We start from the raw sequence: 24,475 nt of genomic DNA on the forward strand, positions 1-24,475 counted from the left end.
AGGCCCCCAGTAGACCACTGGGTTGATAGGCCAGAAGTGGAAGCACTGTAAAGTGTGTAGCTGACTGGTACTAATAGGCCGAGGGCTTGTCACACACCCACCATTGGTGGGCGGCAACCCTGGACTGCGCTATGTAACGATGTTCGCGTTCACTGTACGGTTCACAGAATATGAACAGGACCCCCAGCACCACCCCGGGCCTCATGGTTTGGGGTGTGTAGTGCAGGAGTGGTTTGTTGGTATATCTGAATAGTGTTTCGGTGGTCATAGCGTTGGGGAAACACCCAGTCTCCATTCCGAACCTGGAAGTTAAGCCCTTCAGCGCCGATGGTACTGCGATCGGGAGGTCGTGGGAGAGTAGGACGCCGCCGGACTTTCACACTGTTAAGGGCCACCCCGTGAGGGGTGGCCCTTAATATATGTCCGGGCGTCTTTGTCCGGCCGTAACAATGCTGCCGGATGCCTCGTTGTGCAAGCCATGCGCCGTGAGCACGTGGAGGACCTGTACGACTCGCTGGTATTCGTGGCGTTCCAGGCCACCTCGACCCAGCTGGGCCGGCATCGACGCGTGCTGATCGCGCACAGCGTCGTACAGCGGCTTCCGCAGTTGGTTGCGGCCGATGCTGTCGCTGCACCTGAGGTTTTCGGTGTAGTGATCAAGGAAGCGCTGCGCGCTGACGAGAGCCGGCGCTGGGTGCGGATTCGTGGCCTGCGGTTCTTCCCGGTCACCGATGCGCTCGAGCCTCTCCAGTACGACGAGGCGTTGCGCTCCGTCGCGCCCGAGGTTCGGGTCGCTTGGGCGTTGCTCCACCGAGGCGACTTCGACCGCGTGACGGTGCTACGGATCCTTCAGGATGTGGGTCTGACGATGGCGGCCGCCGTACTGGAGGCTGCGGACGCGGTTCCGGTCGACGCGGACCAGGTCTTCGATCCGTGCGCGGTCAGGCTTGCGCCGGAGTGGGAGACGCGGCCGCGGCGGCGCTGGTGGGTGCTTGCTCTCCCGGTCGCGTTGGTTGCCGGATTCCTTGCCGCGTGGGGATTCGCGCCGGACTCGGCCACTCCGGCCGCCAGCAAGCAACCGGTCGTCAGCACCGTCGCCGGACTGTCCGCAGCACCAGCCGATCTGTGGCGCCATACGTCGAAGTTGGATTTCGGGGCGTGGCCCGCACGCGGTGAGCTTGCGAAGGACGACAGCCTCCACGAGCGGGTGTCGACGTTCTGGCAGCGCGGTGAGAACGTGACCGGAGCCGTAGGAACAACCGCGGCCGCGCCCGCGCAACACCCTTCGATGCTGTACGCCGGCCACGTCGGCGACGCGCTCGTGGTCATCCTGTACGACGGAAGCCGGATCGGCCGCTATACCGAGACCGCCGGGGCTGGCAGTCTGCGCGTGGACCGGGTTGATTCCGCCGACCTGATGACCTCCGCCGCGATCGTGGTCCACCGGTCCACCGCCGGAACGCGCTATCTCCTCGCGCCGTGGATCGCGGCGGCCGCCGTACGGGATCTCGCCGTACCGGCTGCTGCGTCGCGCCCGCTGTCCGTCAAGGACGGCGTGACTCCAGCGGTAGCGGCCGGACCGGCTGGGTGCCGGAGCCGGGTTGCGCTCGAGCTGCGGAGTTCGCCGGCGGTGGCCGAGAAGCATGCCTTCGTCCTGGCGGATCTGGGTGACGTGATTCCGGCGCATCTCACCTACATGCCGCTGCCGACGCATGGTGCGGCGCGTTCACCGCGTGAGGTGCTGAGCGCGGACGCACGCCGGTCGTGGGCGCTGCACGCGTGTGGGTTGGATGCCTGGCACAACCAGGCGACGCGGTTGGTGAACAGCTGGTCGTTCGCTCGGCAGGAGCTGCCGACCGGCGGAGTCGCGCGGTGGGCGTGTGTTCGCGTCGACGGTTGGGACGGGCAGGGGCGGGCGACGATTCGGCTCGAGCTGCCGAAGGGACCGGCGCAGCAGGTCGCGGCGATCGCGGATACGAGTGCGTGCGGCAGGTTCGCTCAGAACGTGGTGGCTGCGACCGTTTGGCGGTCGCCGACTCGCGAGAACTACCTGCTCGCGGCCGGCAGCCGTCACGTGACTCGACTCTTCCTGCAGACCAGCGACGGTCGGCAGACCGCGACTTCGCCGGTCGCCCGCAAGCTCCGGGCGGGTCAGAAGATCACCGTCGTCCAGGGCGAGCTCGACAACGGTCAGGTCGTCGATGGCGTCGGTCTGCCGGATTCAGTCGGCTAGCCGCTCCAGGAGCGGCTAGGCGAAGAGGTCGATGACCTCCTGTCCGCTCGGCAGGGCGAAGGACGCCACGCGTGGCGGCGTCGTGCTGAAGCGGATCGTGGCGAAGTGTGGCACTGCGACTTTCGTGGCACTGGTGCGGGCGTTGACGACGAGAAGATCCAGCACGCCCGTCTCGCGGTGTTCGGCCGCGATGGTGCAGGTCTCGTCGTTGGTCCACTGGCCGAAGTAGAACTTGGAGTAGGTCTGGTCCGGCAGGGCGATGCGGCGACCGGATGCGGTGTCCGCGAGGTGGAGCTTGGCCCACGCCGCCTCGACGTCCGGCCGCGCGTCGTCCGGCTGAGTCACCAGATACGCCGCCGTGGGGGAGAGGAACGCCTGTTGACCGACGAAGCGGACCGACGGCTTCTCGGTCACGGTCTTCGCGATCGTCAGGTTCACCGCGGGCGGGCGCTGCTCGAGTGGCTGCTGGAACACGATCTGCCCGGCCGCTACCGCGCGGACGGCGTTCGCCCCCACGCCCGCGAGCGGCGCGCCCCGGTTCGCCTGGATGTCCCAGCGGTACGGGCCGTGGGCCGTGTCGAAGTACGCTGTGCCGCCGTCGATCGCGATCATCCGGGGGCCGTAGGCGAGGTCGACGGTCGGCGGCATCTTGTTGCCGATCGCGGTCCGGACGAGCTCCCGGCCCGCGGCGACGTCGTACACCACTGACTCGTTGGGGAGCTTTGTGGGGTCGGTCCAGCCGACCAGGTTGCCGCGGAAGTCCGCGGTGAGCGCCCAACTGGCCACGCCCACTTTCCGGGTGCCTGAGCGGTCGGCGACGTGGATGTTGTTGGTGTCGTCGAGGAAGACAAAGCCGGCGTCGGTCTGGACGAAGGCGGTGACCGTGTGCGGAGCCACGGAGAGGAGCTCGTCGCCGTAATGGATGGTGCTGCCGACGGCGTAGGTGACGTGGCGCTCGGCGAACGAGACCGGCTTGGCCGGTTGGGGCTGGGACTCGCGCGGGCGGACGACGGTTGCGGTGCCGATCACGCCGGCGGCGGCCGCGACCGCACCGCCGAGGACGCCGAGGGTGCGCCGACGGGAGATCTGGCGGTTGCCGGCCGCAACGATGGCGTCGAGGTCGAGCGGCGGCGGCTCGGCGCCGGCGGCGCGTTCGGCCAGGGTGTCCTTGAGGAGGTTGTTCATTCGCTCATCCCTGCCTTCAGCACGACGTCGGCCCCCAACCGGGAGCGAAGCTTCTTGAGCGCGTCGGAGACCTGGCTCTTCACGGTCCCGACGCTGCAATCGAGGATCTCGGCTGTCTGCGGCTCGGTGAGGTCCTCGTAGTACCGCAGGACGACCGCGGCCCGTTGCCGGGGCGCCAGCTGCTGCAGTTCGTGCCACAGCCAGACCCGCGCGGTCGAATCGTCGGCGGCCGTCGAGTCGGCTGGCTGATCGGGTACGTCGTCGTGCGGCCGCTCGGCGCGCCACGACTTGCGGCGCCACCAGCCGATCGCTGTGGTGGTGATGACCCGGCGCGTGTACGCCTCGGCGTTGTCCGGATCGCGGAGCCGGTTCCACCTGACGTACGTCGTCACCAATGCTTCCTGGACGAGGTCCTCGGCCAGACCGCGGTCCCCGGCCAGCAGGTAGGCGTACCGGAACAGCGCGCCATGCCTACTGGTCGCGAACTCGGCGAACGCAGTCGAGTCGGCCATCTCTCGTCCCCCTCGGATGTCTGTCTACCCTCCCTGATGGAACGACGGCCGCAAAGGGTTGGGTGTGACGGCCAGAATTTCCGGCGAGACCGTTACTTCGCGCCTCTGGCCTGCTGGCTGGCGAAGTAGGCCACCTTGCGAGCGCGCATCACCTCGCCGAGCGGGCGATGGTCGACCAGCGCGTTCCACGGGTCGAAGCGGGAGTCCTCGACGGTCTTGGCGAACTCTTCGTCGGGCTCCTGCTGCGGGATGGTCAGCCGGGCCACGGTCAGGTACGGCGTCGACCAGCTCGCGGAGGCGTCTTCGATCGGCGTGGTGGCCTCGTCCTGGAAGAACTGCACCTGCAGCTCGTGGACGAGCGGTGCCACGGCCAGCCGGCGGTAGAGATCGGCACTCCAGTCTTCCGACGCGGTGCTGTCGACCTGATCGGACGCAGCCGCGAGCCGCACGCGAACGGCGTACGGGCCGAAGGCAACAGGTGCCGCACTGAAGAAGTCGTGCGTGGCGAACCCGCTGAACGGCTCACGGATCCCGACCACAACCTCGCGCACCTTGGGAATCAGTGAAGGCGCGCTGATGAGCCGTCGGATCGCGCCACCCGGCGTACTGCCCGTTGCGAGGACGACGCCGCTGAAGTCCTTGCTGGTCGCGGAACTGAAGTGCTCATGGTTGATCAGCGCGAAGTCCTGGCTCTTGGCCGCCCCGCCCAGCGCCCCCTGCCCGGTCACGCCCAGCACCTTGATCGAGAACCCGCGGACGTCGGGCGCCTTGTCAGCCGCCACGTTGAAGCCGCCGTTCGAGATCCGCAGCCACGCCTCGAAGGTTGCCGGTACGGCGAACAGACCCTGCCGCGCGTACTCCGGCAACCCGTCGACGACCTCCAGCTGAGCCCGCAGAGCCGCCAGTTGCCGTCGGTGCAGCGCGCGCCCGACGCCGAACTTGCCTGACTTCCGCTGCTGCATGGCCACGAACCCAGCCGCCTGCTCCTGGTGCCGCTCCTCCTCGTCAGCCCCGACGACCTCGCGCCACTCGGTGCTCGGCTCAACCTCTGTCATGCTTCCTACCTTCCATGGTGGTGACCCCATCATGGCGTGCGTCCATGTCGGTTCGACCGGTGCACGTGCAGCAGATAGTGCGGGCAGCCAATGGCGCTACCCGCCGAGAGGCACCGGGTCGGCGTACCGCTCGAAGTACACCGGCACGCCAACCTCTTCACTGAGCGCGGCGACGACAGTCTCGGGGTCGATGGGCGTCTTGGACCAGAGCGTTACTCCCACTCCGGAGTAGTTCTTGGCAGGGCCGGCCGAGCTGACGGCACGGTGATCGGTCACTAGTTGCTCGGCGATAGCCATCAGTTCGTCGACGCCGTAGGGGACGGTCTCGAAGGCGACGGGAACGGGCTGCTGAGCCGCGAGCCGCCGCAGCCCGTCCGGTGGCGGTCCCTTCCAGCAGACGATCACGGTCTGATCGTCGCGGATGGTTCGGACGCCACCGGCGTTGGGATCCTTGCTGGCGAGGATCCGGTCGGCTAGTTGGTGCGCTGCGACCCGGGCGGGGGTGTCGTCGGGGAAGGTCCACTGGGCGGGGATGTGGCGCCAGAGGTCCTCTTCATCGGTCATCGCTGTCCCCCTTCTCCTGGGGCCACAGTACGGCGGTTAGTCGGGGGTGGGGACTGGGGTGGGGGTGGGGGATTTGGTCCAGGTGAGTTGGGTGGTGCAGGCGGTGACCAGGTAGGCGGAGAGGGCTACGGCGGCCATGCCGTAGAGGAGGGTGGTGGCGTTGGTGAGGGCGCCGATGGCGGGTGGGCCGGCGAGGAGGCCGAGGGTGCCCATGGTGGCTACGAGGGTTAGGGCGTTGGGGCCTTGTTTGGCGGCGGCTGCGTAGAGGCAGGGGGTGACGGCGGCCATGCCTAGGCCTACGCAGGCGAAGCCGATGAGGGTGGGGACGAGGCCGCCGATGAGGAGGGCGAGGGCCAGGCCGGTACCGGCGATGGCAGAGCCGGCGAGGACTACCTGGCGGTCGCCCCAGGCGGCTCGGCGGGCGTCGGCGAAGAGGCGGGTGATGAGCATGGTCGCGGAGACGACGGCGATGCCCAGGGGGAGGACTGCGGGCGGGGCGCCGATGATGTCGCGGAGGTAGAGGGCGGACCAGTCGTTCATGGCGCCTTCGACGACGGTGCCGAAGACCATGGCGACGGCGAGCCAGGCGATGGTGCCTGTCGGGATGGTGAGCTTGCCCTTGGCCTTCTCGGTGGCCGGCAGGTCGGTGGGGAGCAGACCGCCGGAGGCGAAGACGATGAGTGCGACCAGGACGGCCGCGCCGATGATGAAGTGGGTCAGCAGGTTGGTCGTGACCGCGGTAACGCCAGAGGCGAGCAGGGCGGCGACGAAGATGCCGCCGCTGAAGGTGGCGTGCAGCTTCGCCATCGTGTTCCGCTCGTACTTCACCTCCAGCGCCGTCCCCTGCGCGTTCATCGCGACGTTCAGGCACGCGACCAGCACGCCGTCGATCAGCATCACCGCCAGCGCGATCGGCTGATTCGGTACGACGGCCAGGGACAGCAGCACGAGCGTCATTCCCAGACAGGCGAGCAGCGCGAGCCGCCGCGAACCCAGCCGGGTCATCAGGAACGTGATGATCGGGAACGCGATCGCGGCCCCGATCCCCGTGGCCAGCAACAGGAATCCGACCTCGGCGGCCGACAGGTCGAGGGAACTCTTGAGCATCGGGATCCGGGCGGCCCAGGTCGAGTACTGGAAACCGAGGAAGCCGAAGAGTGCTGCGATGGACAGCTGTGAGCGGCGGAACTCGTCGCGCATGCGGAGAGCCCTTTCTAGAGGACCTTGGTCAGGTAGCGCGCGTCGGCGCCGTAACCAGTGGGGGCGGGGACGGCCGGATCGGGGCGGAAGCCGTTGGACGACCAGAACGGGAACGTGCCGGAGAGCGCTATCAGCGAGATCCGGTGGTAGCCGAGCGAGCTCGCGACCGAGGTCAGATGCTCGACGAGATGTCGCCCCAAGCCGGTACGGCGGAAGGCCGGGGCGACCGAAAGATCGTGCAGATGCAGGTTGGGTGAGCCGGTCCAGACACCGGTCGACGTCCCGAGCTCGGGATAGCCGCCGTACCGGAAAGGCATCGAGAGAACGTACGCACGCACCTCACCGGGGTCGCCGAGAACGAAGCAGGTCCGCGGAGAGAGCGCTCCCCAGGTTTCCAGCGCGTTCTGACCTTCGGACAGACCCAGCGGTCCGTACGACATGTGCTCCAGCGCGGCCAGGTGCGGCCAATCGGCATCGCCGATCGGCCGCACGAAGACTGTCTCAAGCATGGATCTCGACGGCGTGGATCTCGACAGGCAGCACGGTCACCGGCAGCGGCTCGAACCCGTTGAACTGCTGGGTCGTGTAGCTCGTGGAGTACGCGCCACACGACAGGATCCAGACCGGATCACCGGAGACGATCGCCTCCGGAACCCGGGCCGGCGTCGGCTCCTGACCGAAGACGTCGTCGCTGTCGCAGGTCGGTCCGGCAACGACCGCAGGGACCCGAAGACCCTCCGGATGCGTCGGGAACACCATCCGGTACCGGACCTGGTCGACCTCGTACAGCCCGTTGAACTTCCCGCAGCTGAGGTACAACCACTGCTCCCGCTCACCGTCCGGCTGCTCTCGCGAAGACAGCCGTACGACGTGGGCCCGGATCGCAGCGTGGTCCGCGACGAGATGCCGCCCCGGCTCCATGATGAACTCGACCGTGCGCCCGGCGAGCTCCTGCAGCCGCTTCATCCCGGTCCGGATCGTGTCGAACAGCTCGGCCATCGACGGCTCGAGCGACGTACCGGAGCGGTCGAGGTAGCCGAGCGCGGGCAGCCCGCCGCCGAGGTTGATCCGGTTGATCTGGATCCCCACATCGGCCAGCTCGGTCATCGCGAACGCCAACTGGTCGAAGGCGTCCTGCCAGGCCGCACTCGTCATCTGCTGCGACCCGACATGAACCGACAGCCCCGAAGGAACGAGGCCCTGAGCCCGGGCGATCGACATCACGATCAACGCGTCCCGCACCGAACAGCCGGCCTTGCGGTTGAGGCCCCACAACGCACCCTCGCCAGTAGTCCCCAACCGGCAGAACACCCGCGATCCCGGTGCGCTCGCGGCGATGCCGACCACGTCGGGAACGCTGTCGGTCGCGAAGTCCCGGATCCCGAGCCGGTAGGCCTCGGCGATGTTCCGGTCCGACTTCACCGTGTTCCCGTAGTGGATCTGGTCCGGAGCGACGCCGGTCGCCAGCGCCTGCACGATCTCATTGGGGCTCGCGGCATCGAATCCGGAACCACGCCGTGCCAGCGTCGCCAGGACGTCGTCGACCGGACAGGCCTTGATCGCGAACCGGATCGCGAGCTCGGGCAGCTCCGAGGTCAGCAGACCGTACGCCGCTTCGATCCCGCCCAGATCGAAGATGATCTGATCGTCGGCTGCGAGTTCCAAGGCGGTCCGCAGCCGGTCACTCACCATCGTGGTCATGGGCGGAGACCAGCTCCCGCCGACTTGCTTGCCGTGATCAACGACTGCCAGACGTCGATCAGGACCGCGAAGTCGTCCATGTCCTGACGCGCTTCGCCGAGCAACTGCTCGCGACGGCCGACGAGTGTCTCAGCGAAGGCGGCGTGCCGCCCACCCAGCTGCTCGTAGGCCGCGCCGAGCCGATCGAGCCGATCCACGTTCTCGTCGATCGGCAGGTCGATGCTCCGCCGGACGATCTCGGCCACAGCCGCGGCATCGACATCGCCCTTGTCATCGCGCAGCGAACTGCCGGCCTTGCCCAGTCCCGCATAGATGTCCCACAGGTAGAGCATCGACAGGAAGAACTTCGTCAGTGCGAGCTGGTACGACGCGAAGCCGGCATCGGTCTTCCGTTCGCCGGTGTGCAGATTCACGATGTGCCGGTTGTGCAGTACGCCGGGCAGTCCCGCGTCCTGCACGAGGTGCAGCAGGAAGTAGTCGCTGCCGATCGTGTCGGTTGCCGGAGGCAACGGCACCTGCTCCTGGATCCGGTGGAAGGCGATGTTCGACATGTCGACACGGAACGGGTCGACGACCGTCAGTGCCGACTGGTCGGCGACGAACGGTGCCGTTCCCGCGCCGGTGAAGGAGTCGGCCACCAGTTCCCGCATCTCGGCCTCGGTCGCATCGCCGGGCGCCCAGAGGCTCACAACGTTGTAATAGATCTCGGGGTCGCGCTGCCGGATGTCGTCGATGTCGACCGACATGTCGCCGATGAACGACGCGCCTGCCATCACCACCGGCAGGTCGTCGCTGTCGGGACCGAGCTCGATCGTCGACACCCGGTCCCGCGCCGCCGCGGCCGTCGTACCGATGGTGAGTTCGTGATGGATCGGGAAGATCTTCGTGCCGTCCAGCTCCTGGTAGGTGCAGTCGGAGTCCCGCCGGTGCACGGAGTCACAGCCGAGCGCGGCCGCGATCACGAAGGCACGGTTGGTACAGGCGCCGTACGAGCGGCTGCCGGGGAGCATCAGGTGCAGGATCCGGTCGGGTTCGGCGACGCCCGCATCCTTGATCACCTGCTGGAGAAACACGCCCTGCGCGGCCTCGTCGAGGTGCACGACGTCGACACCCGGTGCCAGCGGCAACTCGGCCAGAACCCGGACGTGCTCGCCGAAGTCGGCCGGCGAGCTCGAGTCCAGGATCAGCAGGGTGATCTCGACGTCGAAGTTCGAGACCGCGTACGCCGCCTCGTCGGCCAGCTCACGCAGCATCGGAGCGCACGCCCGGTCGGTGGGCAGCGCCAGACAGATCCGCCTCACTTCGTGTCCTCTCCGATGGAGCCCGCGCTGTGCCAGGAGTCGAGGCCCAGCAGCTTGCGGCCCAGTTCGGTGAGCTCGGCGGTCGGGTACCGCAGCGATTCGTGCTTGATCGGGTCACCGAGCAGGGTCTTGTTCCACTCCGGCGTACTGAGCGTGCGCCAGGACTTCACGCGCGAGTCGACGAGCTCCTGATGGGACTCCAGCGCGGGCATCATCGACAGGTACTGGACGGATCGGACCTTGTCCGCGGACCGGTTCGGGGCGACGCCGTGGGCGAGCATCCCGTTCCAGATCAGCAGGTCGCCGGCCTCGAGGCGTGGGCGGATCACCGGGAACTCGTTCCGATCGATGGCGGGCCGGATCGGATCGCGGTCCAGCGGCTGCTCGGCACGCCAGCTCTCGAACTGCCGGAACAGCTCGGGGCAGCACTGGAAGCCACCGCTGTCGGCGGTTGTGTCCGTCAGGGCGATCAGGCCCTGGACCCGCTGCGGCAGGACGTCGAGGGTGCTGTCGACATCCCAGTGCAGATCGATGTCGAAGCCGGTCTCGGTGGCCGGGATCAGCGCCCGGTCGCGGTTGCCGAAGTTCGGGGGATTGAGGTTGAGCCGGTCCAGCGTCACCCACAGTTCCTCGGCGTCCCAGACGTCGGCGAAGGCGTCGTACACGCGCTGCGCCTGGCGGCTGTCCCAGATGAGCTGGTGCTGGTACGCCTCGACGAATCCGTAGATGTAGAGATCGCGGTCGAGGTCGGAACGGAATTCCCGCTCCGGATACCACGTGTCCGGCTGGTCTGCTGTCAGACCCTGGAATTCGAAGGCGAACTCGAGCAGTTCCGCGGCGTGCGGAATCGCCTGTTTCACGATGGTGTAGCCGTAGGTCTGCCAGTGCTCGTAGTCGGCGCCGGAGAGCACCCGCAGCGGCAGGGATTTCTGGAGGTCACGCAGCGGGGTCGCGGCGAGGTAGGTGTCCGCGTCAGTGCTCTCGTAAGGCACTTTCGAGGCGGCGCGATAACGGTCGGTCTCAGCATTCGACATGGAATCCGTCCCCAGTACGGTCGGTCGGCCAAACCGGTTCAGTTCGGCCGGAGCTGTCCTTCACGGGAATTTCGCAGGAACCTTACCTAAGTATTCGCAGGAACCTTAGCAAAGTCAGTCCGGACCTGGCGAGGGGAGCGCTCTCATGCTGAGGTCAACTGCCTGTTAAGACCGCTGAAAAGGGCAGTGCGGGCGGCCTGGGGCCGCCCGCACCGGGTATTGCTGACTCCGTCTCGGTCAGGTCAGCAGGGGGAGCCGTCCGACGAGGCGGTCGACGGGGTTGCGCGGCCCGACCAGGCTCACCGCGCCGTACTCGATCTCGTCGGCGGACGACTCTGCGAGCCGCTCGAGATAGCCGTCGTACACACGGGTCTCCTGGGCAGTGAGCGGCATGTCGGCCACGTAGATGTCGTCACGGGCGACGCCGCTGGCGCGAATCTTGCGCAGGGTCTCTGCGTCGGCGGCCAGAATCGTGCAGCCGGCCCAGGGCAGGCCCGGGTGCGCACTGCCGTCCGCGTCCTTGCCGTCCGGGCCGAGGAGTCCGGTCACCGCCGGGGCGGTCGCGGCGGCGACGCAGGTGGCCGCGTTGACGATCCTGCCGATCGGTAGGTCGCGATTGACCACGATGACCCACTTGAGCCGCGCCTTGCGGGTGGATGCGCTGGTGTCGACCTCGTCTTCGCTGAATCCGATGTTCACAGGTGTTCCTTTGGTCCGAACTAGTGACGCTCTTTCGCCCCCAAGCTAGCTCGAAATCCGAAGTACTGCTGACGATCCGTACTTCGTACGACTAGTCTGGTCCTATGCCCGAACTTGACGAACTTGATACGGCGATCCTGCGGGAACTGCAGCACGATGCTCGGCGCACCAACCGCGATGTCGCCGCGGCCGTGGGGGTCGCGCCGACCACCGCGCTCGACCGGACCCGCTCGCTGCGGGACCGCGGCGTGATCACCGGCGCCCGGCTGGACGTCGACCTCGGGCGGATCGGCCGGCCGGTCCAGGCGCTGGTCGCGGTCCGGGTCCGCCCGCCGACGCGCGCCTTCATCGAGGGCTTCCGGACCTGGGCGGCACGGTTGCCCGAGGTGCTCGGGGTGTTCGTGACGAGCGGCTCCGAGGACTTCCTGATCCACGTCGCGGTCCCCGACAACGACCATCTCTACGCGTTCGTCATCGACCGGCTGACCGGGCGCCCCGAGGTCGCCGACGTCCGGACCTCGATCGTGTACGAACACCTGCGCCCCGTCGAGGTCCTTCCCCTGTAATCCGCGCCCGACCGCCTAGAGTCCGTGGCGTGGACCATCAGTTCTTGCTCATCGCCGGGGCCGGGCTCGCGATCATGATTGCGGCCTCGGTGTTCGCCCGCCGTACCGGAGTCGCCGCGCCGCTGCTGCTGGTTGCCCTGGGCATCGGAGCCAGCTACCTGCCCAGTACGCCGACGATCCATCTCGAACCGGAGATCGTGCTGGCCGGGGTGTTGCCGCTGTTGCTGTACTCCTCGGCGGTGCAGTTGCCGGTGCTCGACATCCGGCGCAACCTGTCGCTGATCGGCTGGCTGTCGGTCGTGATGGTGATCGTCTCGGCGCTCGCGATCGGCGCGGTGGTGCATGCCGTGTTCCCGGACATCTCCTTCGCCCTGGGCGTCGCGCTCGGTGCGGTGGTCAGCCCGACCGATGCGGTCGCGGCGACGGCGATCGGGCACCGGGTCGGCCTGCCGCCGCGGGTGATGATCGTGCTGGAGGGCGAGAGTCTCGTCAACGACGCCTCCGCGCTCGTGGTGCTGCGGACGGCCATCGCTGCGATCGGCGTTGCCGGTGGTGGATTCAGCCTCGGTCACACGGCTCTCGACTTCGGTTGGGCGGTGCTCGGCGGCGGCCTGATCGGCGGTGCGGTCGGCGTACTGACGGTGTTGTTGCGGCAGCGCCTCGATGATCCGGTGCTGAACACAACGATCTCGTTCGCGGTGCCTTTCCTGGCTTACTTCCCGGCCGAGGAGCTGCACGCGTCCGGCGTACTGGCTGTAGTGGTGGCCGGGCTGTTGACCGGAGTCCTTGGTAGCAAGCGATTCAGTGCCCGTGATCGGCAGACGCAGGCAACGACCTGGACCACGGTCAGCTTCGTTCTGGAGAGCGCTGTCTTCCTTGCCATGGGCTACCAGTTGCCCGAGTTGGTGGACGCGGCTCGGGAGGAGACCACTGCCGGGGAGATGGCCGCGCTGGTCCTGATCGTCGTCGGACTGCTGGTGGTGCTGAGATTCATCGGGCTGGCGTGGCCTGCGTTGTCCGGCCGGTTCGGTCGCGTGGAGCGCAATGAGCAGCAGCGGACGCGGCTGACGCAGTTCGAAGAGAAGCTCGACGCGATGAACCCGGAAGGTGAGCGGGAGGAATCGCGGCTCGCGTGGGCCCGGCATCGGCTGGCCCGCGGCCGGGCGGATGTCGAGTTCGAGGAGCGGGAACCGCTGACGTCGCGCGGCATGCTCGTGCTGGCCTGGGCGGGAATGCGTGGGGTCGTGACAGTGGCCGCCGTACAGACGATTCCGGCGGACACCAAGCAGGTTGCGACCGTCGTACTGGCTGCGTTTCTGGTTGCCCTGTTCACGTTGGTGGTCTTTGGTCTGACGCTGCCGTGGGTGATCGCGCGGCTGAAGTTCGAGTCCGAGAGTCCGGAGGACAAGCGGGATGCGACGCAGGCGTTGCTGCGGCGGATCGGTGCGTCGGCGATCGATGCGATGGGTCCGCTCGAGGAGCAGACGGTCGGCGGTGAGCCGCTCGATCCGGAGATGGTCGAGACGATGAAGGAGCGGATCATTCCGCGGCTCGTTTCGGCCAGCAGGCAGTTGCCGGCGGCTGCCGCGGCGAAGCCGGACAGCTTCGAGCAGATGGCTGTTGTGCAGCGGCGCTACCTTGATGCGATGCGCGATGCGCTGGGGACCGAACGCAGTATCGGTGCCTACAGCTCGGACACCTTCCGTCAGGTCGAGGCGATGATCGACTCGATCGAGCAGCGCTTCAAGCCAGCCTGACCGGTGGAGCGGCCCAGCCGCACCACCGGCCTGGGAGGCCTAGACGATTTCCCAGCTGATGTTGATGATGCCGACGTCGGTGTTGGCCAGGCTGGCGAACGCGGGCCGGCTCAGGTCGATCTTGTTGCTCGGGCAGGACGGGCACTTGTCGCGGATCGGCACGGTGATGACGTTGCCGTTGTAGTTGACCCGGATCGACCGCTGGCAGAGCGGGTCGTTGTTCGGGTTGGCCGTCGTCCACAGCGCGGCCGGGGCGGCGACGAGCCAGTCGGAGTTGGCGTTGATCTGGGTACCGCAGGCGCCGTACCCGGCATCGTTGTACCAGCTTGCCTGTCCGTTGACGGCGAAGGCGGTGCTGGTACCCAGGCTGAGGGCGCCGACTGCGACTGCGGCACCGAAGAGCTTCGCGACCTTGTTCTTCATGGGTGATGACCTCTCGGGGCGTAGAGGGAACGTTGCGGGTTCAGTTGATCGGGAGCCGGTGCGGCGCGGCAAGAGTCATGCCCGAACCCTGTGGTTCACCCCGCAGGTTTGGATTGCCGGGATCCCGCAGTCGGCGGGCGATCGGTGCGGCGATGAGGTTGGGTCAGGGGGTGACCACCTCGTTCTCGCCGGCCGTGCGCCGGTTGATCATCGCGACCCTCGTCAACACGCTGGGCAACGGTGTGTACGCCGCGATCGGCGCGATGTATCTGACCCGGGTCGTGGGATTGTCGGTCGCCCAGGTCGGGATCGGCCTGACGATCGCGGGAGTTGTCGGGCTCGTCGCCAGTACGCCGCTGGGCGTGGTCGCCGACCGGCTCGGACCTAACCGCGCGTACGTCGGATTCCTTCTCCTGCAGGCGATCACGATGAGCGCCCTGACCCAGGTGCACTCGTTCGGCGCGTACGTCGCCGTCGCAGGAGTGACCGCGATCGCGGACTCGGGACAGCGTGGCGCGAAGGGTGCGTTGATCGCCGGACTGGCGGAGGCCGATCAGCGGGTGCGGACCCGAGCGGTCATGCGAGTGACCACGAACATCGGGATGGGCGTCGGCCTGGCGCTCGCCGGGATCGTTCTCGCGCTCGACAAACCCAGCCTGTACGTCGGCGCGCTGCTCGCCAACGCGGTCACCTACGTCCTGACGGCCGGGGTGATCCAGTTCGGCCTGCCGGTGGTCGCCGGGGTAGCGGCGGCGGCCGGGCCGTCGGGACTGACTGCGCTGAAGGATCGACCGTTCCTCGTGTTCGTCGTACTGGACGGGATTTTGAACCTGCATCATTCGATGGCGCAGCTGGCGATCCCGTTGTGGATCGTGACGGCGACCGATGCGCCGCGGTGGATGATCTCGGTGTTGCTGGTGATCAATGCGATCGCCGTGGTGCTGCTGCAGCTGCGCACCGCGCGCGGGACGGAACAGCTGACCGGTGCTGCGCGAGCCGGTCGTCGTGCTGGGCTACTGCTCGCGGCCGCGTGCGCGGTGCTGGCGATCACCGACGTGACATCGGGGCCGGTGACGATTGCGTTGTTGATCGTCGTGGCGATCGTCCATGTGCTGGGGGAGATGCTGCAGTCGGCCGGTGGGTGGGGCGTCAGTTTCGAGCTCGCGCCGCCTGGGGCGCAGGGGCAGTACCAAGGCGCGTACGCGATGGGTCATCAACTGGGCGACCTGGTGGCGCCGCTCGTGCTGACCACGATCGCGGTCAGCTGGGGCTGGCCTGGGTGGTTGCTCACGGCGGCCATCTTCGGGACCGCGGGCGCGTTCGTACCGGTCGTCGTACGACGACATCCGGCGGCGCGGGCCGCCGCCGTACCGGGGGTGGGAGTTGCGACATGAGACGAGTCGCGGGGTGGTCCTGGTGGGTGAAACACTGACATGCGTGTACACCCTTGACCTGAACCCGGACGAGCTGCTCACCACGACCCGCGCTGTTCGCAAGCGCCTGGACCTGGAGCGGCCCGTCGAGCCCGAACTGATCCGTGAGTGCATCGAGATCGCGACCCAGGCCCCCTCCGGCGGGAACGGCCAGGGCTGGCACTGGCTGGTCGTGACCGACCCGGACAAGCGCGCCAAGATCGCCGAGTACTACCGCACCGCACTGCACGCCTACTTCGCGGCCAACGAGGCCGCGCGCGGGCCGGAGACCGACCCGGTTCGCAAGCGGGTCATCGACAGCTCGGCGTATCTGGGGGACAACCTCGGGAAGGTGCCGGTCTTCGTGATCGCGTGCATCACCGCGCCGACGTTGCCGGAGGGGAACCAGGCCGGCTTGTGGGGCTCGATCCTGCCGGCCGCCTGGAACTTCATGCTCGCCGCGCGGGCCCGTGGGCTCGGGACCACGTGGACGACGCTGCACCTGAAGTACGAGCAGGAGGTCGCGGAGCTGCTCGGCGTACCGGCTGACATCCGGCAGGGCGTGCTGATCCCGGTCGCGCACACGATCGGTACCGACTTCAAGCCCGGCTCCCGCAAGGACCTGGATCCGATCGTCCACTACGACAAGTGGTGACCTCGGAATAGACCCCTCTCGCTTGTGTGTTGACATGTCAACCTAGACTTGTTGGCGTGGACAGGAGCGAGAAGATGAGTGCGTTGGAGTTCGGCCTCGACACGTTCGGGGATGTGCCGGAGGGTCCGAACGGCGAGCTGGTGTCGGATGCGGCGGCGATCCGGCAGGTGGTGCAGGAGGCCGTGCTGGCCGACGAGCTGGGCGTGGACGCGATCGCGCTCGGCGAGCACCACCGGCCGGAGTACTCGATCTCCTCACCGGAGACGGTGCTCGCCGGGATCGCCGGACAGACGTCGCGGATCAAGCTGGGCTCGGGCGTGACCGTACTCAGCTCGGACGACCCGGTCCGCGTCTTCCAGCGGTTCTCGACCGTCGACGCGCTGTCGAACGGCCGCGCCGAGGTCATCCTCGGGCGCGGCTCGTTCACCGAGTCCTTCCCGCTCTTCGGGTACGACCTGGCCGACTATGAGGTGCTGTTCGAGGAGAAGCTGCAGCTGTTCGCGCGGCTCCTCGAGGAGAAGCCGGTGACCTGGGAAGGCACGGTCCGCGCGTCCCTGGACAACGCTGACGTCTACCCCAAGACCGAGTCCGGCCGGTTGAAGACCTGGGTCGGCGTCGGAGGCTCACCGCAGTCCGTCGTCCGGACGGCGTTCTACGGGTTGCCGTTGATGCTGGCGATCATCGGCGGTTCGCCGGAGCGCTTCGCGTCGTACCTGGATCTGTACAAGCGGGCCTCGGAGCAGTTCGGCACGGTCGCGCAGCCGGTCGGCATGCACTCGCCGGGCTTCATCGCGGACACCGACGAGGCGGCGAAGGAGATCTACTACCCGCGCTACAAGGTGATGCGGGACCGGATCGGCGCGCTGCGCGGCTGGCCGCCGGTGAAGCGGTCCGAGTTCGACGCCGAGGTCGCCCACGGTTCCCTGTACGTCGGTTCGCCGGACACCGTCGCACGCCGGATCGCGGGGGCGATCCAGAAGCTCGGCGTCGGCCGGTTCGACCTGATCTACTCGTCCGGCTCGGTGCCCGGTGCCGATCGGCTGCGGGCGGTGGAACTCTATGGCAGCAAGGTGATTCCGATGGTGCGCGAGATCCTCGCGGAACAGTCATGAGCGATCGTCCAACCATTGCCATCCTGGGTGCCGGCAAGGTGGGGACGGTGCTGGCCCGGCGGGCGATCGCGGCCGGGTACCCGGTCCTGATCGCCGGGTCCGGTGCGGTCTCGAAGATCGCGCTGATCGTGGAGGTCGTCACGCCCGGCGCGGTCGCGACGACCGCGGCCGATGCGGCGGCGCGGGCGGACGTGGTGATCCTGGCGCTGCCGCTGGGCAAGTACCGGACGATTCCGGTCGACGCGTTGCGCGGCAAGCTCGTGATCGACGCGATGAACTACTGGTGGGAGGTCGACGGCATCCGCGACGACCTCACCGATCCGCGGACCTCGTCGTCCGAGCTCGTCCAGGAGTTCCTGCCCGAGTCGCGGGTCGTGAAAGCCTTTAATCACATGGGCTATCACGACCTGGAGGACGGCGCCCTGCCCGCTGGCTCGCCCGATCGGAAGGCGATCGCGGTCGCCGGTCCGCCGCTGGAGGTGGCCGAGGTGGCTGGTCTCGTCGACGACTTCGGCTTCGACCCGGTGATCGCCGGTTCGCTGGCCGACGGCGTACGGCTCGAACCGGGCACCGAAGCCTTCGGCGCCAACGTCACCGCAACCGAACTCCAGGAGATGCTCGACCGCTTCCCGGAGTCGCCCCGCGGTCTCGCGGTCCGCTCAGCCCGCACCCAACCGGCCAGCTAAGGTCCCGGCGGACTCCTGCCGATGCAGGTGCCCGCTGAAGCCGCAGCGGACCTGCACCACCCACCAACCCCCTCACCAGCCAGCCAAAAGCTTCGCGCTGAGCGTGAACCCGTCCCGCTCAGAGGAGTTGATGGGTGATGGCGGTCCGCTTCACTCCGCTGCCTGTCTCATCGCCACACTGGCTTCGCTCGACGTGCCCTGCCTGCGGCTGCCGCGCGAGTGTGGCGACTGCGTCGTGGGTAATCGATGTACGGCGACCCGGTGGTCACAGTCGACTGCCCGGTTGTCCCCCACGGCGCGGTTGCGGACTCAGCGTTGCCGGGGTGATCGGTCGATGCAGGACTGACTGTTAGATGAGTTTGAAGAGGTTCATCCGGTAGGACTTGGCGCGGTTGTTGCGGGCGACCAGGGGGAGTAGGAGGCGGAGGGGGACGGGGAGTTTGGCCCGGACTGCTCGCTGGGGGTGGGCGACGGTGCGGGAGTCGAGGAGGCGGAGACCCCAAGGCTCGAGTTTGCGTGGGTCGTCGGCGATCCAGGCGAAGCGAGCTCGCAGGTTCTTGAGTGCGACCGTCTGGGCGTCATGCAACGACTGGCCGGCGGTGTCGAAGGCGATCCGCGCTCCGGAGAACTCGGCGCCGAGCTGCTCGAGAGCATCCCGGACAGCGCTCTCTTCGAGGTACATCAGCACCGCTTCCGCCACGAAGAAGTACGGCGCGGGATGCTGCCGGACGACCTCGAACCAGTCGGTCTCGAGAACCGAGCCGGCGACCATCTGATTGCGGGCCGTCGGCTCGAAGAACTGCCGGCGCAGTTCCATCGAGTCCGGCAGGTCGAGGTCGATCCAGTGGCAGCGGCCGTTGTCGAGCCGGTCGAACCGGGTGTTGAGGCCGGCGCCGAGCTCGACCACGGTGCCGTGCGGATGGTCGCTGAGGAAGTCGGCGACCCAGTGGTCGAAGATCATCCCGCGCACCACCGCGCCGCCGAGGCTCCGGCTGCCGCCGAACTTGCCGAAGTCGTAGTCGACCGAGTCGACGATCTCGACGGCCTTGGGATCGCTGAGGATCGGTCGCTTCTTACGGCTCTCGACCGCCCGCCCGTAGAGCGGGATCAGCAGGGTCTCCTGGACAGCGCCCAGCTCGACGCGGTGACGGTCCACGATCAGCCCTTCGCGAGAACGGGGAGAACGGTCTGGGGTCGACGGCTGCGCAGCCATCAGGCGTGGTCGGGCACCATCACTTCCCGGAGCACGCGCAGCACGTTCTCGCCGAGGATCTTGCGGATGTCGGGTTCGGCGAATCCGCGTCGTACCAGGGCCTCGGTGATCTTCGGCAGGTCCGATGGGCGGGCGATCTCGGCGTGGGCGGTGGTGGCCGCGAAGCCGGGCGGCAGGATCCAGCCGCCGTACACCTGCTGGTAGTAGTCGTCGACGAAGTCGGGACCGAGGCCGACGTGGTCGATGCCCGCGACCTCGACGATGCGCTCGATGTGATCGACGACCCGGTCGGCCGTGGGGTGCTGGGCGTCGATGAAGAACGGGATCGCCCCGGCCACGCCGATGACGCCGCCGAGCTGGGCGATCCGCCGGATGTGGTCGTCGCCGAGGTTGCGGTGGCTGTCGGTGATGCCGAGGCAGGCCGAGTGGGTCGCGAGGAACGGCCTGGTGGCGAGTTCGAGGACGTCGTCGACCCCACCGAGACCGAGGTGGCTGATGTCGAAGACGATGCCCAGCTCCTCCATCTCCCGTAGTGCCTCGATGCCTTCCGGGGTGAGCCGGCTTCGTGAGGTCGTGTCGAGACCACTGCCGTCGGCGAGGAACGTGCGCCCGAAATGAGCCATCGAGATCACCCGGACGCCCACCCGGTGGAGCGTGCGAACGAGCGCGACGTCCTGGCCGATCCCGTGCGCTCCCTCGAGTGCGATGACGAGCGCGATCTTGCCGGCGGCGACGGCCGTGTCGATCTCGGCTCCGGTCAGGCAGACCGCCACGTCGTCACTGTGTTCGGTGGCCAGGCGATGGATGCGCTCGACGAGCAACAGGGTGCGCCGCAGACCACCCTCGGACTGGAAGGCCGGTTCGAGGCAGATCGGCAGGATCTGTACGTCGACACCTCCGGCCCGCAGCTCGGGGAGCCAGAAGTCCTTGAAGTGGCCGGGCTGGTTGCGCTGATCGAAGTGGTCGACCAGCAGGATGAGGTCGTTGTGGCAGTCCACGACCACGGCGTCCTGGTGCAGAGGCATGACGCGAGTCTAGTAATCCGGCCCTGGTCCGGCAGATGTCGTGCAGTCACCCACCGTGACGCGTGGTCCGCTAGTAGCGGTCCATCGGGAACTCGGCCGAGGTCCGGCCGAACGTGGCGTCCAGCAGTACGTCGTCCTCCGCGACCGTGGGTCGCGTGCGGTCTGTCTCCAACAGACGTAGCAGTGCCAACAACCGGCGCGTCACTTCGCACATACCGGATCACCCCCTCCCAGTCTCCCTATCGTTGGGAAGGGCCCGAACGTTTCGCACAGTTTTGTTGCGGTCGGCAACCGGGACCCCGGGCGCAGGGTTCGGGGCCGGGTACCGGGCCCCGGTGAGACCTGCCGACGCGGCCGGTCGGTGAGGAGCGGTCATGGTGACGATTCAGCGGGTGATGACGGTCGAACGGCCTGCGGAGGCCGTGTTCGGGTATCTCTCGGACTTCGAGAACACCAACGAGTGGGACCCCGGCACAGTACGTACGACGCGCCTGGAGGGCGGCGGAGGCGTGGGGACGACGTACCGCAATGTCTCGCGGTTCGGCGGCCGGGAGACGTCGCTGGTCTATACCGTCGACGAGCTGACGGCGCCGGAGCGGTTGCGTTTCCGTGGCGAGAACAAGACAGTCACTGCGCGCGACACGATCACACTGCGGTCGGTGACGGCGGGTGAGACCGAGCTCACATATGTGGCCGAGTTCGAGTTCCACGGGGTGGCACGGCTGGTGGTGCCGTTCATGGGACGGCAGTTCGCGAAGCTCGGCGACGATGCGGCGGTCCGGCTGCGCGAGGTTCTGGGAAATCTCTGATCCGAAGCATCCGCAGGGGCGGGTGGCTCCGAAGACAGAGGACAAGCACTGTCTGCGTCGAGGAGCTAGGTGTCCACAAGAGACGATCGTCCTGCCGTTGCTGTGATCGGTTCTGGGGTTGCCGGTCTGACGGCTGCCTATCTACTACGACAGACCTACCGCGTGACGGTCTTCGAGGCCGACGACCGTGCGGGCGGTCATGCACACACCCATGCCCTGACCGACAGTCTGGGGCAGGAGCATCGGGTGGACTCCGGGTTCATCGTGCACAACGAGCGGACCTATCCGCAGTTGCTCCGGCTCTTCGACGAGCTCGGGGTCGAGACGCGGCCGACCGAGATGTCGATGAGCATCCGCTGCGACGGGTGCGGACTCGAGTACGCCGGTGGGCGGGGCGCGGCGTCGATCTTCAGCCAGCCGCGGCGGATCGCTGATCCGCGGTTCCTGCGGATGCTGGGTGAGGTACGACGGTTCCACTCCGAAGCGCTCTCTGTGCTGCGTTCCGGTGATACCGGGATCACGTGGGGTGAGTTCCTCACGGCGCAACGGTTCTCGGCGTACTTCGTCCGGCATTTCGCGATCCCACTGGTGTCGTGTGTCTGGTCGAGTGGATCGGCTGACGCCGAGCGGTATCCGGCGCGGTACCTGTTCCAGTTCCTGGATCACCACGGGATGCTCGCCATCAGCGGTTCCCCGCAGTGGCGCACGGTCGTCGGCGGTTCGCGCACGTACGTCGATCGTGTCGTCGAGCGGATCGGCGACGTCCGGCTGTCGGCCCCGGTGCGGGCGGTGCTGCGGCACGACGACGGGGTCGAGGTGGTGATGCCAGATAGCGCTCTCTCGTTCGACCGCGTGGTGCTCGCGACGCACGCGGACACCGCGCACGACCTGCTCGTCGATGCGACGCCGGACGAGAAGGCGTTGCTCGATGCCTTCGACTATTCGGTGAACCCGACCTGGTTGCACACCGATGCCTCGGTGCTGCCGGACAGTGCGCGGGCCCGGTCGTCGTGGAACTACCGCTTACGCGACTGTCACGCGGACGAGTCGCAGGTGCTGGTGAGTTACTGGATGAACCGTTTGCAGGGACTCGATGCTGCCGACCAGTACCTGGTGACGCTCAATCCGGAAGGCTGGGTCGACCCGGCGACGACGGTCGCGCGGATGACATACGCCCATCCGATCTTCACGCCCGAATCGGTCGCCGCGGCGCAGGCCTTGCGGTCGGCCGGTGGGTCGCGGCTGTCCTTCGCCGGTGCTCACCTCGGGTGGGGTTTCCACGAAGACGGTTGTCGCTCCGGAGTCGAGGCGGCAGAGAAGTTCGGCGGCACGTGGTGAGCGCTCTCTCGCGCTCTGAGATCGCACTGCCCGCGATTGTTCCCGGGTGGGTGGCGCACACGAGGCGGTTGCCGCGACGGCGTCGCTTTCGGTACCGCACCTACCAGTGGTTGGTCGACATCGACGAGCTGCCTGACTTCCGTCCGCTCGCCTCGTTTCGGCCGGCTGACCACCTGAACGGGGGAGAGCGCTCTCTGCGCGAGAACCTCGCGGCGTTCATCACGGCGCAGGACGAGGTGCTGGAACCCGGCGACCAGGTGCTGATGCTCGCCAACGCGCGCTGCTTCGGCTACGTCTTCGATCCGCTCAGCGTGTACTGGTGTTTCGCGCCGGACGGCTCTCTGCGTTGGGTCGTTCTCGAGGTTCACAACACGTACGGCGAACGCCATCCCTACCTGGCACATCCGACCGCGGACGGCCGGTTCACGGTTGAGAAAGCGTTCTACGTGTCGCCGTTCTTCACGGTCGACGGCACGTACGAGGTGGTCCTCGACCTGACGCCCGACCGGGTCGCGGTCGCGATCAACCTGCGCCAGAACAGCGCGCGGGCATTCAGTGCCACGTTCACCGGCAACCCGCGCCCGGCGGCCCGCCGTACCGTGCTGGCCGTCGCCGCACGCACCCCCTTCGTCACGTATCAGGTCTCGTTCCTGATCCGGTTGCACGGCATCGCCTTGTGGCTACGCCGTCTCCCTGTCATTCACCGTCCGCCGCATCTCCCACCTCAAGGAGCCTGATGTCCACCTCACAGGCCGCTGACCGCGTCGCTACGACCGTCGACTCCACCCGCTGGCCTCGAATCGCTCGCACACCGCACCACCCCCTTCGCGCGGCCGTGGCGCGCCAGGTCTTCAACCACGCGACCCGGCAGCTCCCGGTCACGGTTCAGCTTCCGGGCGGTTCCCCGGTGACTGCGGGGAAGCCGGTGTTCGAGGTGGTTTCGGACCGGTTCTTCGACCGGCTCGGCAAAGATCTGAAGCTCGGCTTCGGCGAGTCGTACATGGCGGGGGAGTGGCGGGCCGGCGACGGCACCGACCTGGCCGACCTGCTGACCGTCTTCGCGCGCCAGCTCACCGAGCTGGTACCGCGCGGGTTGCAGCGGCTACGGCGGTTCGTGGATCAGCCGATCGCCCGACTCAACGACCGGGCCGGTGCGCGCTCCAACATCGCGCATCACTACGACCTGTCGAACGACCTGTTCGCGACCTTCCTCGATCCGACGATGACCTACTCGGCGGGGCTCTTCGACTCGGTCGACGAGCACCACCGAGCGCCGTCCGACCACGAACTGCTCGCGATGGTGCAGCGCCGCAAGATCGACAACATCCTCGACCTGGCGGGAGTCACGGCCGGCACTCGAATGCTGGAGATCGGAACCGGCTGGGGACAGCTCGCGATCCAGGCCGCGCAGCGTGGTGCGGAGGTGCACTCGATAACGCTCTCTGCCGAGCAGCGCGACCTTGCCCGCAAGCGGATCTCCGAGGCCGGGGTCCACGCCGAGGTAGAGCTGTGCGACTACCGCGATGTGCAGGGCCAGTACGACGCGATCGTCAGCGTGGAGATGATCGAGGCCGTGGGTGAGGAGTACTGGCCGACGTACTTCGAGACCGTCAACCGGTTGCTCGCACCGGGCGGCCGCTTCGGGCTGCAGTCGATCACCATGGCGCACGATCGCCTGCTCGCGACCCGCCACAGCCAGAGCTGGATCCACGAATACATCTTCCCGGGCGGCCTGATCCCGTCGGTCGAGGCGATCGGTACCGTTGCCGGCTCGGCGGGTCTCGAGATCACCAGCCAGCGCGACTTCGGACCGGACTACGCGCGCACGCTGCGACTCTGGAGAGAGCGCTTCACCGCGAACACCCCGGCCGTCGCGGAGCTCGGTTTCGACGCGGTGTTCCGGCGGATGTGGGAGTTCTACCTGGCCTACTCCGAGGCAGGGTTCCGCTCGGGGTACCTGAACGTTGCCCAATTCGCTCTCACCAGGAGATGACC

General features: G+C 67.6%; 25 protein-coding genes and 2 rRNA genes. 13 read left to right on the forward strand and 14 right to left on the reverse strand.

The window, feature by feature from the left end:
• The 3 genes from ACIA49_RS24235 to ACIA49_RS24245 all read left to right on the forward strand — a co-directional run.
• Window positions 1-94: ribosomal RNA gene (locus ACIA49_RS24235) — 23S ribosomal RNA — on the forward strand; the annotation flags it as partial.
• A gap of 162 nt (window positions 95-256) precedes the next feature.
• A 5S ribosomal RNA gene (rrf, locus tag ACIA49_RS24240) occupies window positions 257-374 on the forward strand.
• Window positions 375-478: 104 nt separating this feature from the next.
• Window positions 479-2,233: a hypothetical protein gene (locus ACIA49_RS24245; protein ID WP_396379595.1), complete on the forward strand. Its 1,755-nt coding sequence runs from the start codon at window positions 479-481 to the stop codon at window positions 2,231-2,233.
• Window positions 2,234-2,248: 15 nt separating this feature from the next.
• Here ACIA49_RS24245 and ACIA49_RS24250 read toward each other — a convergent pair whose 3' ends face one another.
• The 10 genes from ACIA49_RS24250 to ACIA49_RS24295 all read right to left on the reverse strand — a co-directional run bounded on the left by ACIA49_RS24250 (window position 2,249) and on the right by ACIA49_RS24295 (window position 11,484).
• Window positions 2,249-3,418: a hypothetical protein gene (locus ACIA49_RS24250; RefSeq protein WP_396379596.1), complete on the reverse strand. Its 1,170-nt coding sequence runs from the start codon at window positions 3,416-3,418 to the stop codon at window positions 2,249-2,251.
• Window positions 3,415-3,930, reverse strand: a complete 516-nt coding sequence (locus ACIA49_RS24255) for a SigE family RNA polymerase sigma factor (RefSeq protein ID WP_396379597.1) — start codon at window positions 3,928-3,930, stop codon at window positions 3,415-3,417. The genes ACIA49_RS24250 and ACIA49_RS24255 overlap by 4 nt, the downstream gene beginning before the upstream one ends.
• A gap of 92 nt (window positions 3,931-4,022) precedes the next feature.
• Complete coding sequence (locus ACIA49_RS24260; protein WP_396379598.1) at window positions 4,023-4,985, reverse strand: hypothetical protein; 963 nt, start codon at window positions 4,983-4,985, stop codon at window positions 4,023-4,025.
• Window positions 4,986-5,081: 96 nt separating this feature from the next.
• Window positions 5,082-5,549, reverse strand: coding sequence for a hypothetical protein (locus tag ACIA49_RS24265; RefSeq protein WP_396379599.1), 468 nt, complete (start codon window positions 5,547-5,549; stop codon window positions 5,082-5,084).
• Window positions 5,550-5,585: 36 nt separating this feature from the next.
• Entirely contained in the window at window positions 5,586-6,854 is a 1,269-nt protein-coding gene (locus ACIA49_RS24270; RefSeq protein WP_396379999.1) for an MFS transporter, read from the reverse strand.
• On the reverse strand, window positions 6,764-7,258 hold the full coding sequence (locus ACIA49_RS24275) for a GNAT family N-acetyltransferase (protein ID WP_396379600.1): 495 nt from the start codon (window positions 7,256-7,258) through the stop codon (window positions 6,764-6,766). The genes ACIA49_RS24270 and ACIA49_RS24275 overlap by 91 nt, the downstream gene beginning before the upstream one ends.
• A complete protein-coding gene (locus ACIA49_RS24280) occupies window positions 7,251-8,450 on the reverse strand; it encodes an ornithine decarboxylase (protein WP_396379601.1) in 1,200 nt (399 codons plus the stop codon). The genes ACIA49_RS24275 and ACIA49_RS24280 overlap by 8 nt, the downstream gene beginning before the upstream one ends.
• On the reverse strand, window positions 8,447-9,751 hold the full coding sequence (locus ACIA49_RS24285; protein ID WP_396379602.1) for a DUF6271 family protein: 1,305 nt from the start codon (window positions 9,749-9,751) through the stop codon (window positions 8,447-8,449). The genes ACIA49_RS24280 and ACIA49_RS24285 overlap by 4 nt, the downstream gene beginning before the upstream one ends.
• Complete coding sequence (locus tag ACIA49_RS24290) at window positions 9,748-10,785, reverse strand: phytanoyl-CoA dioxygenase family protein (RefSeq protein WP_396379603.1); 1,038 nt, start codon at window positions 10,783-10,785, stop codon at window positions 9,748-9,750. The genes ACIA49_RS24285 and ACIA49_RS24290 overlap by 4 nt, the downstream gene beginning before the upstream one ends.
• Window positions 10,786-11,022: 237 nt before the next feature.
• Window positions 11,023-11,484: a DUF2000 domain-containing protein gene (locus ACIA49_RS24295; protein WP_396379604.1), complete on the reverse strand. Its 462-nt coding sequence runs from the start codon at window positions 11,482-11,484 to the stop codon at window positions 11,023-11,025.
• Window positions 11,485-11,588: 104 nt separating this feature from the next.
• On the opposite strand from ACIA49_RS24295, the gene ACIA49_RS24300 reads away from it, so the two are divergent.
• Window positions 11,589-12,050 carry an Lrp/AsnC family transcriptional regulator gene (locus tag ACIA49_RS24300; protein WP_396379605.1) on the forward strand — a complete coding sequence of 154 codons (462 nt, stop codon included), beginning with the start codon at window positions 11,589-11,591 and terminating at the stop codon, window positions 12,048-12,050.
• Between the two features lie 29 nt (window positions 12,051-12,079).
• Window positions 12,080-13,807, forward strand: coding sequence for a cation:proton antiporter (locus ACIA49_RS24305; protein ID WP_396379606.1), 1,728 nt, complete (start codon window positions 12,080-12,082; stop codon window positions 13,805-13,807).
• A 39-nt stretch (window positions 13,808-13,846) separates the two neighbouring features.
• Here ACIA49_RS24305 and ACIA49_RS24310 read toward each other — a convergent pair whose 3' ends face one another.
• Window positions 13,847-14,230 carry a cysteine/serine endopeptidase inhibitor gene (locus ACIA49_RS24310; RefSeq protein ID WP_391545393.1) on the reverse strand — a complete coding sequence of 128 codons (384 nt, stop codon included), beginning with the start codon at window positions 14,228-14,230 and terminating at the stop codon, window positions 13,847-13,849.
• A gap of 152 nt (window positions 14,231-14,382) precedes the next feature.
• Here ACIA49_RS24310 and ACIA49_RS24315 point away from each other — a divergent pair, with 152 nt between their 5' ends.
• Genes ACIA49_RS24315 through ACIA49_RS24330 form a run of 4 tightly spaced genes read left to right on the forward strand, consistent with a single transcriptional unit; the run spans window position 14,383 to window position 18,095 of the window.
• The gene (locus ACIA49_RS24315) at window positions 14,383-15,624 is read left to right on the forward strand and encodes an MFS transporter (RefSeq protein WP_396379607.1); all 1,242 of its coding nucleotides are present in this window, start codon (window positions 14,383-14,385) and stop codon (window positions 15,622-15,624) included.
• 43 nt (window positions 15,625-15,667) lie between these two features.
• Window positions 15,668-16,297: a nitroreductase family protein gene (locus tag ACIA49_RS24320; protein WP_396379608.1), complete on the forward strand. Its 630-nt coding sequence runs from the start codon at window positions 15,668-15,670 to the stop codon at window positions 16,295-16,297.
• Window positions 16,298-16,353: 56 nt separating this feature from the next.
• A complete protein-coding gene (locus ACIA49_RS24325) occupies window positions 16,354-17,409 on the forward strand; it encodes an LLM class flavin-dependent oxidoreductase (RefSeq protein WP_396379609.1) in 1,056 nt (351 codons plus the stop codon).
• Window positions 17,406-18,095, forward strand: coding sequence for an NADPH-dependent F420 reductase (locus tag ACIA49_RS24330; protein WP_396379610.1), 690 nt, complete (start codon window positions 17,406-17,408; stop codon window positions 18,093-18,095). The genes ACIA49_RS24325 and ACIA49_RS24330 overlap by 4 nt, the downstream gene beginning before the upstream one ends.
• 349 nt (window positions 18,096-18,444) lie before the next feature.
• Here the strand turns inward: ACIA49_RS24330 and ACIA49_RS24335 are convergent, their stop codons facing one another.
• From ACIA49_RS24335 to ACIA49_RS24345, 3 genes are all read right to left on the reverse strand, one after another.
• Window positions 18,445-19,251 carry a class I SAM-dependent methyltransferase gene (locus ACIA49_RS24335; RefSeq protein ID WP_396379611.1) on the reverse strand — a complete coding sequence of 269 codons (807 nt, stop codon included), beginning with the start codon at window positions 19,249-19,251 and terminating at the stop codon, window positions 18,445-18,447.
• Between the two features lie 56 nt (window positions 19,252-19,307).
• Complete coding sequence (locus ACIA49_RS24340) at window positions 19,308-20,333, reverse strand: dipeptidase (protein WP_396379612.1); 1,026 nt, start codon at window positions 20,331-20,333, stop codon at window positions 19,308-19,310.
• 70 nt (window positions 20,334-20,403) lie between these two features.
• Window positions 20,404-20,547, reverse strand: a complete 144-nt coding sequence (locus tag ACIA49_RS24345; protein ID WP_396379613.1) for a hypothetical protein — start codon at window positions 20,545-20,547, stop codon at window positions 20,404-20,406.
• Between the two features lie 160 nt (window positions 20,548-20,707).
• On the opposite strand from ACIA49_RS24345, the gene ACIA49_RS24350 reads away from it, so the two are divergent.
• From ACIA49_RS24350 to ACIA49_RS24365, 4 genes are all read left to right on the forward strand, one after another.
• On the forward strand, window positions 20,708-21,142 hold the full coding sequence (locus tag ACIA49_RS24350; protein ID WP_396379614.1) for an SRPBCC family protein: 435 nt from the start codon (window positions 20,708-20,710) through the stop codon (window positions 21,140-21,142).
• A gap of 69 nt (window positions 21,143-21,211) precedes the next feature.
• A complete protein-coding gene (locus tag ACIA49_RS24355) occupies window positions 21,212-22,480 on the forward strand; it encodes an NAD(P)/FAD-dependent oxidoreductase (protein WP_396379615.1) in 1,269 nt (422 codons plus the stop codon).
• Between the two features lie 50 nt (window positions 22,481-22,530).
• A complete protein-coding gene (locus ACIA49_RS24360) occupies window positions 22,531-23,217 on the forward strand; it encodes a DUF1365 domain-containing protein (protein WP_396379616.1) in 687 nt (228 codons plus the stop codon).
• Window positions 23,217-24,473, forward strand: coding sequence for a class I SAM-dependent methyltransferase (locus ACIA49_RS24365; RefSeq protein WP_396379617.1), 1,257 nt, complete (start codon window positions 23,217-23,219; stop codon window positions 24,471-24,473). The genes ACIA49_RS24360 and ACIA49_RS24365 overlap by 1 nt, the downstream gene beginning before the upstream one ends.
• Window positions 24,474-24,475 lie beyond the last annotated feature (2 nt).

Origin of the sequence: Kribbella sp. NPDC051587, from assembly GCF_044453945.1 — a bacterium.
GTDB lineage: Bacteria > Actinomycetota > Actinomycetes > Propionibacteriales > Kribbellaceae > Kribbella.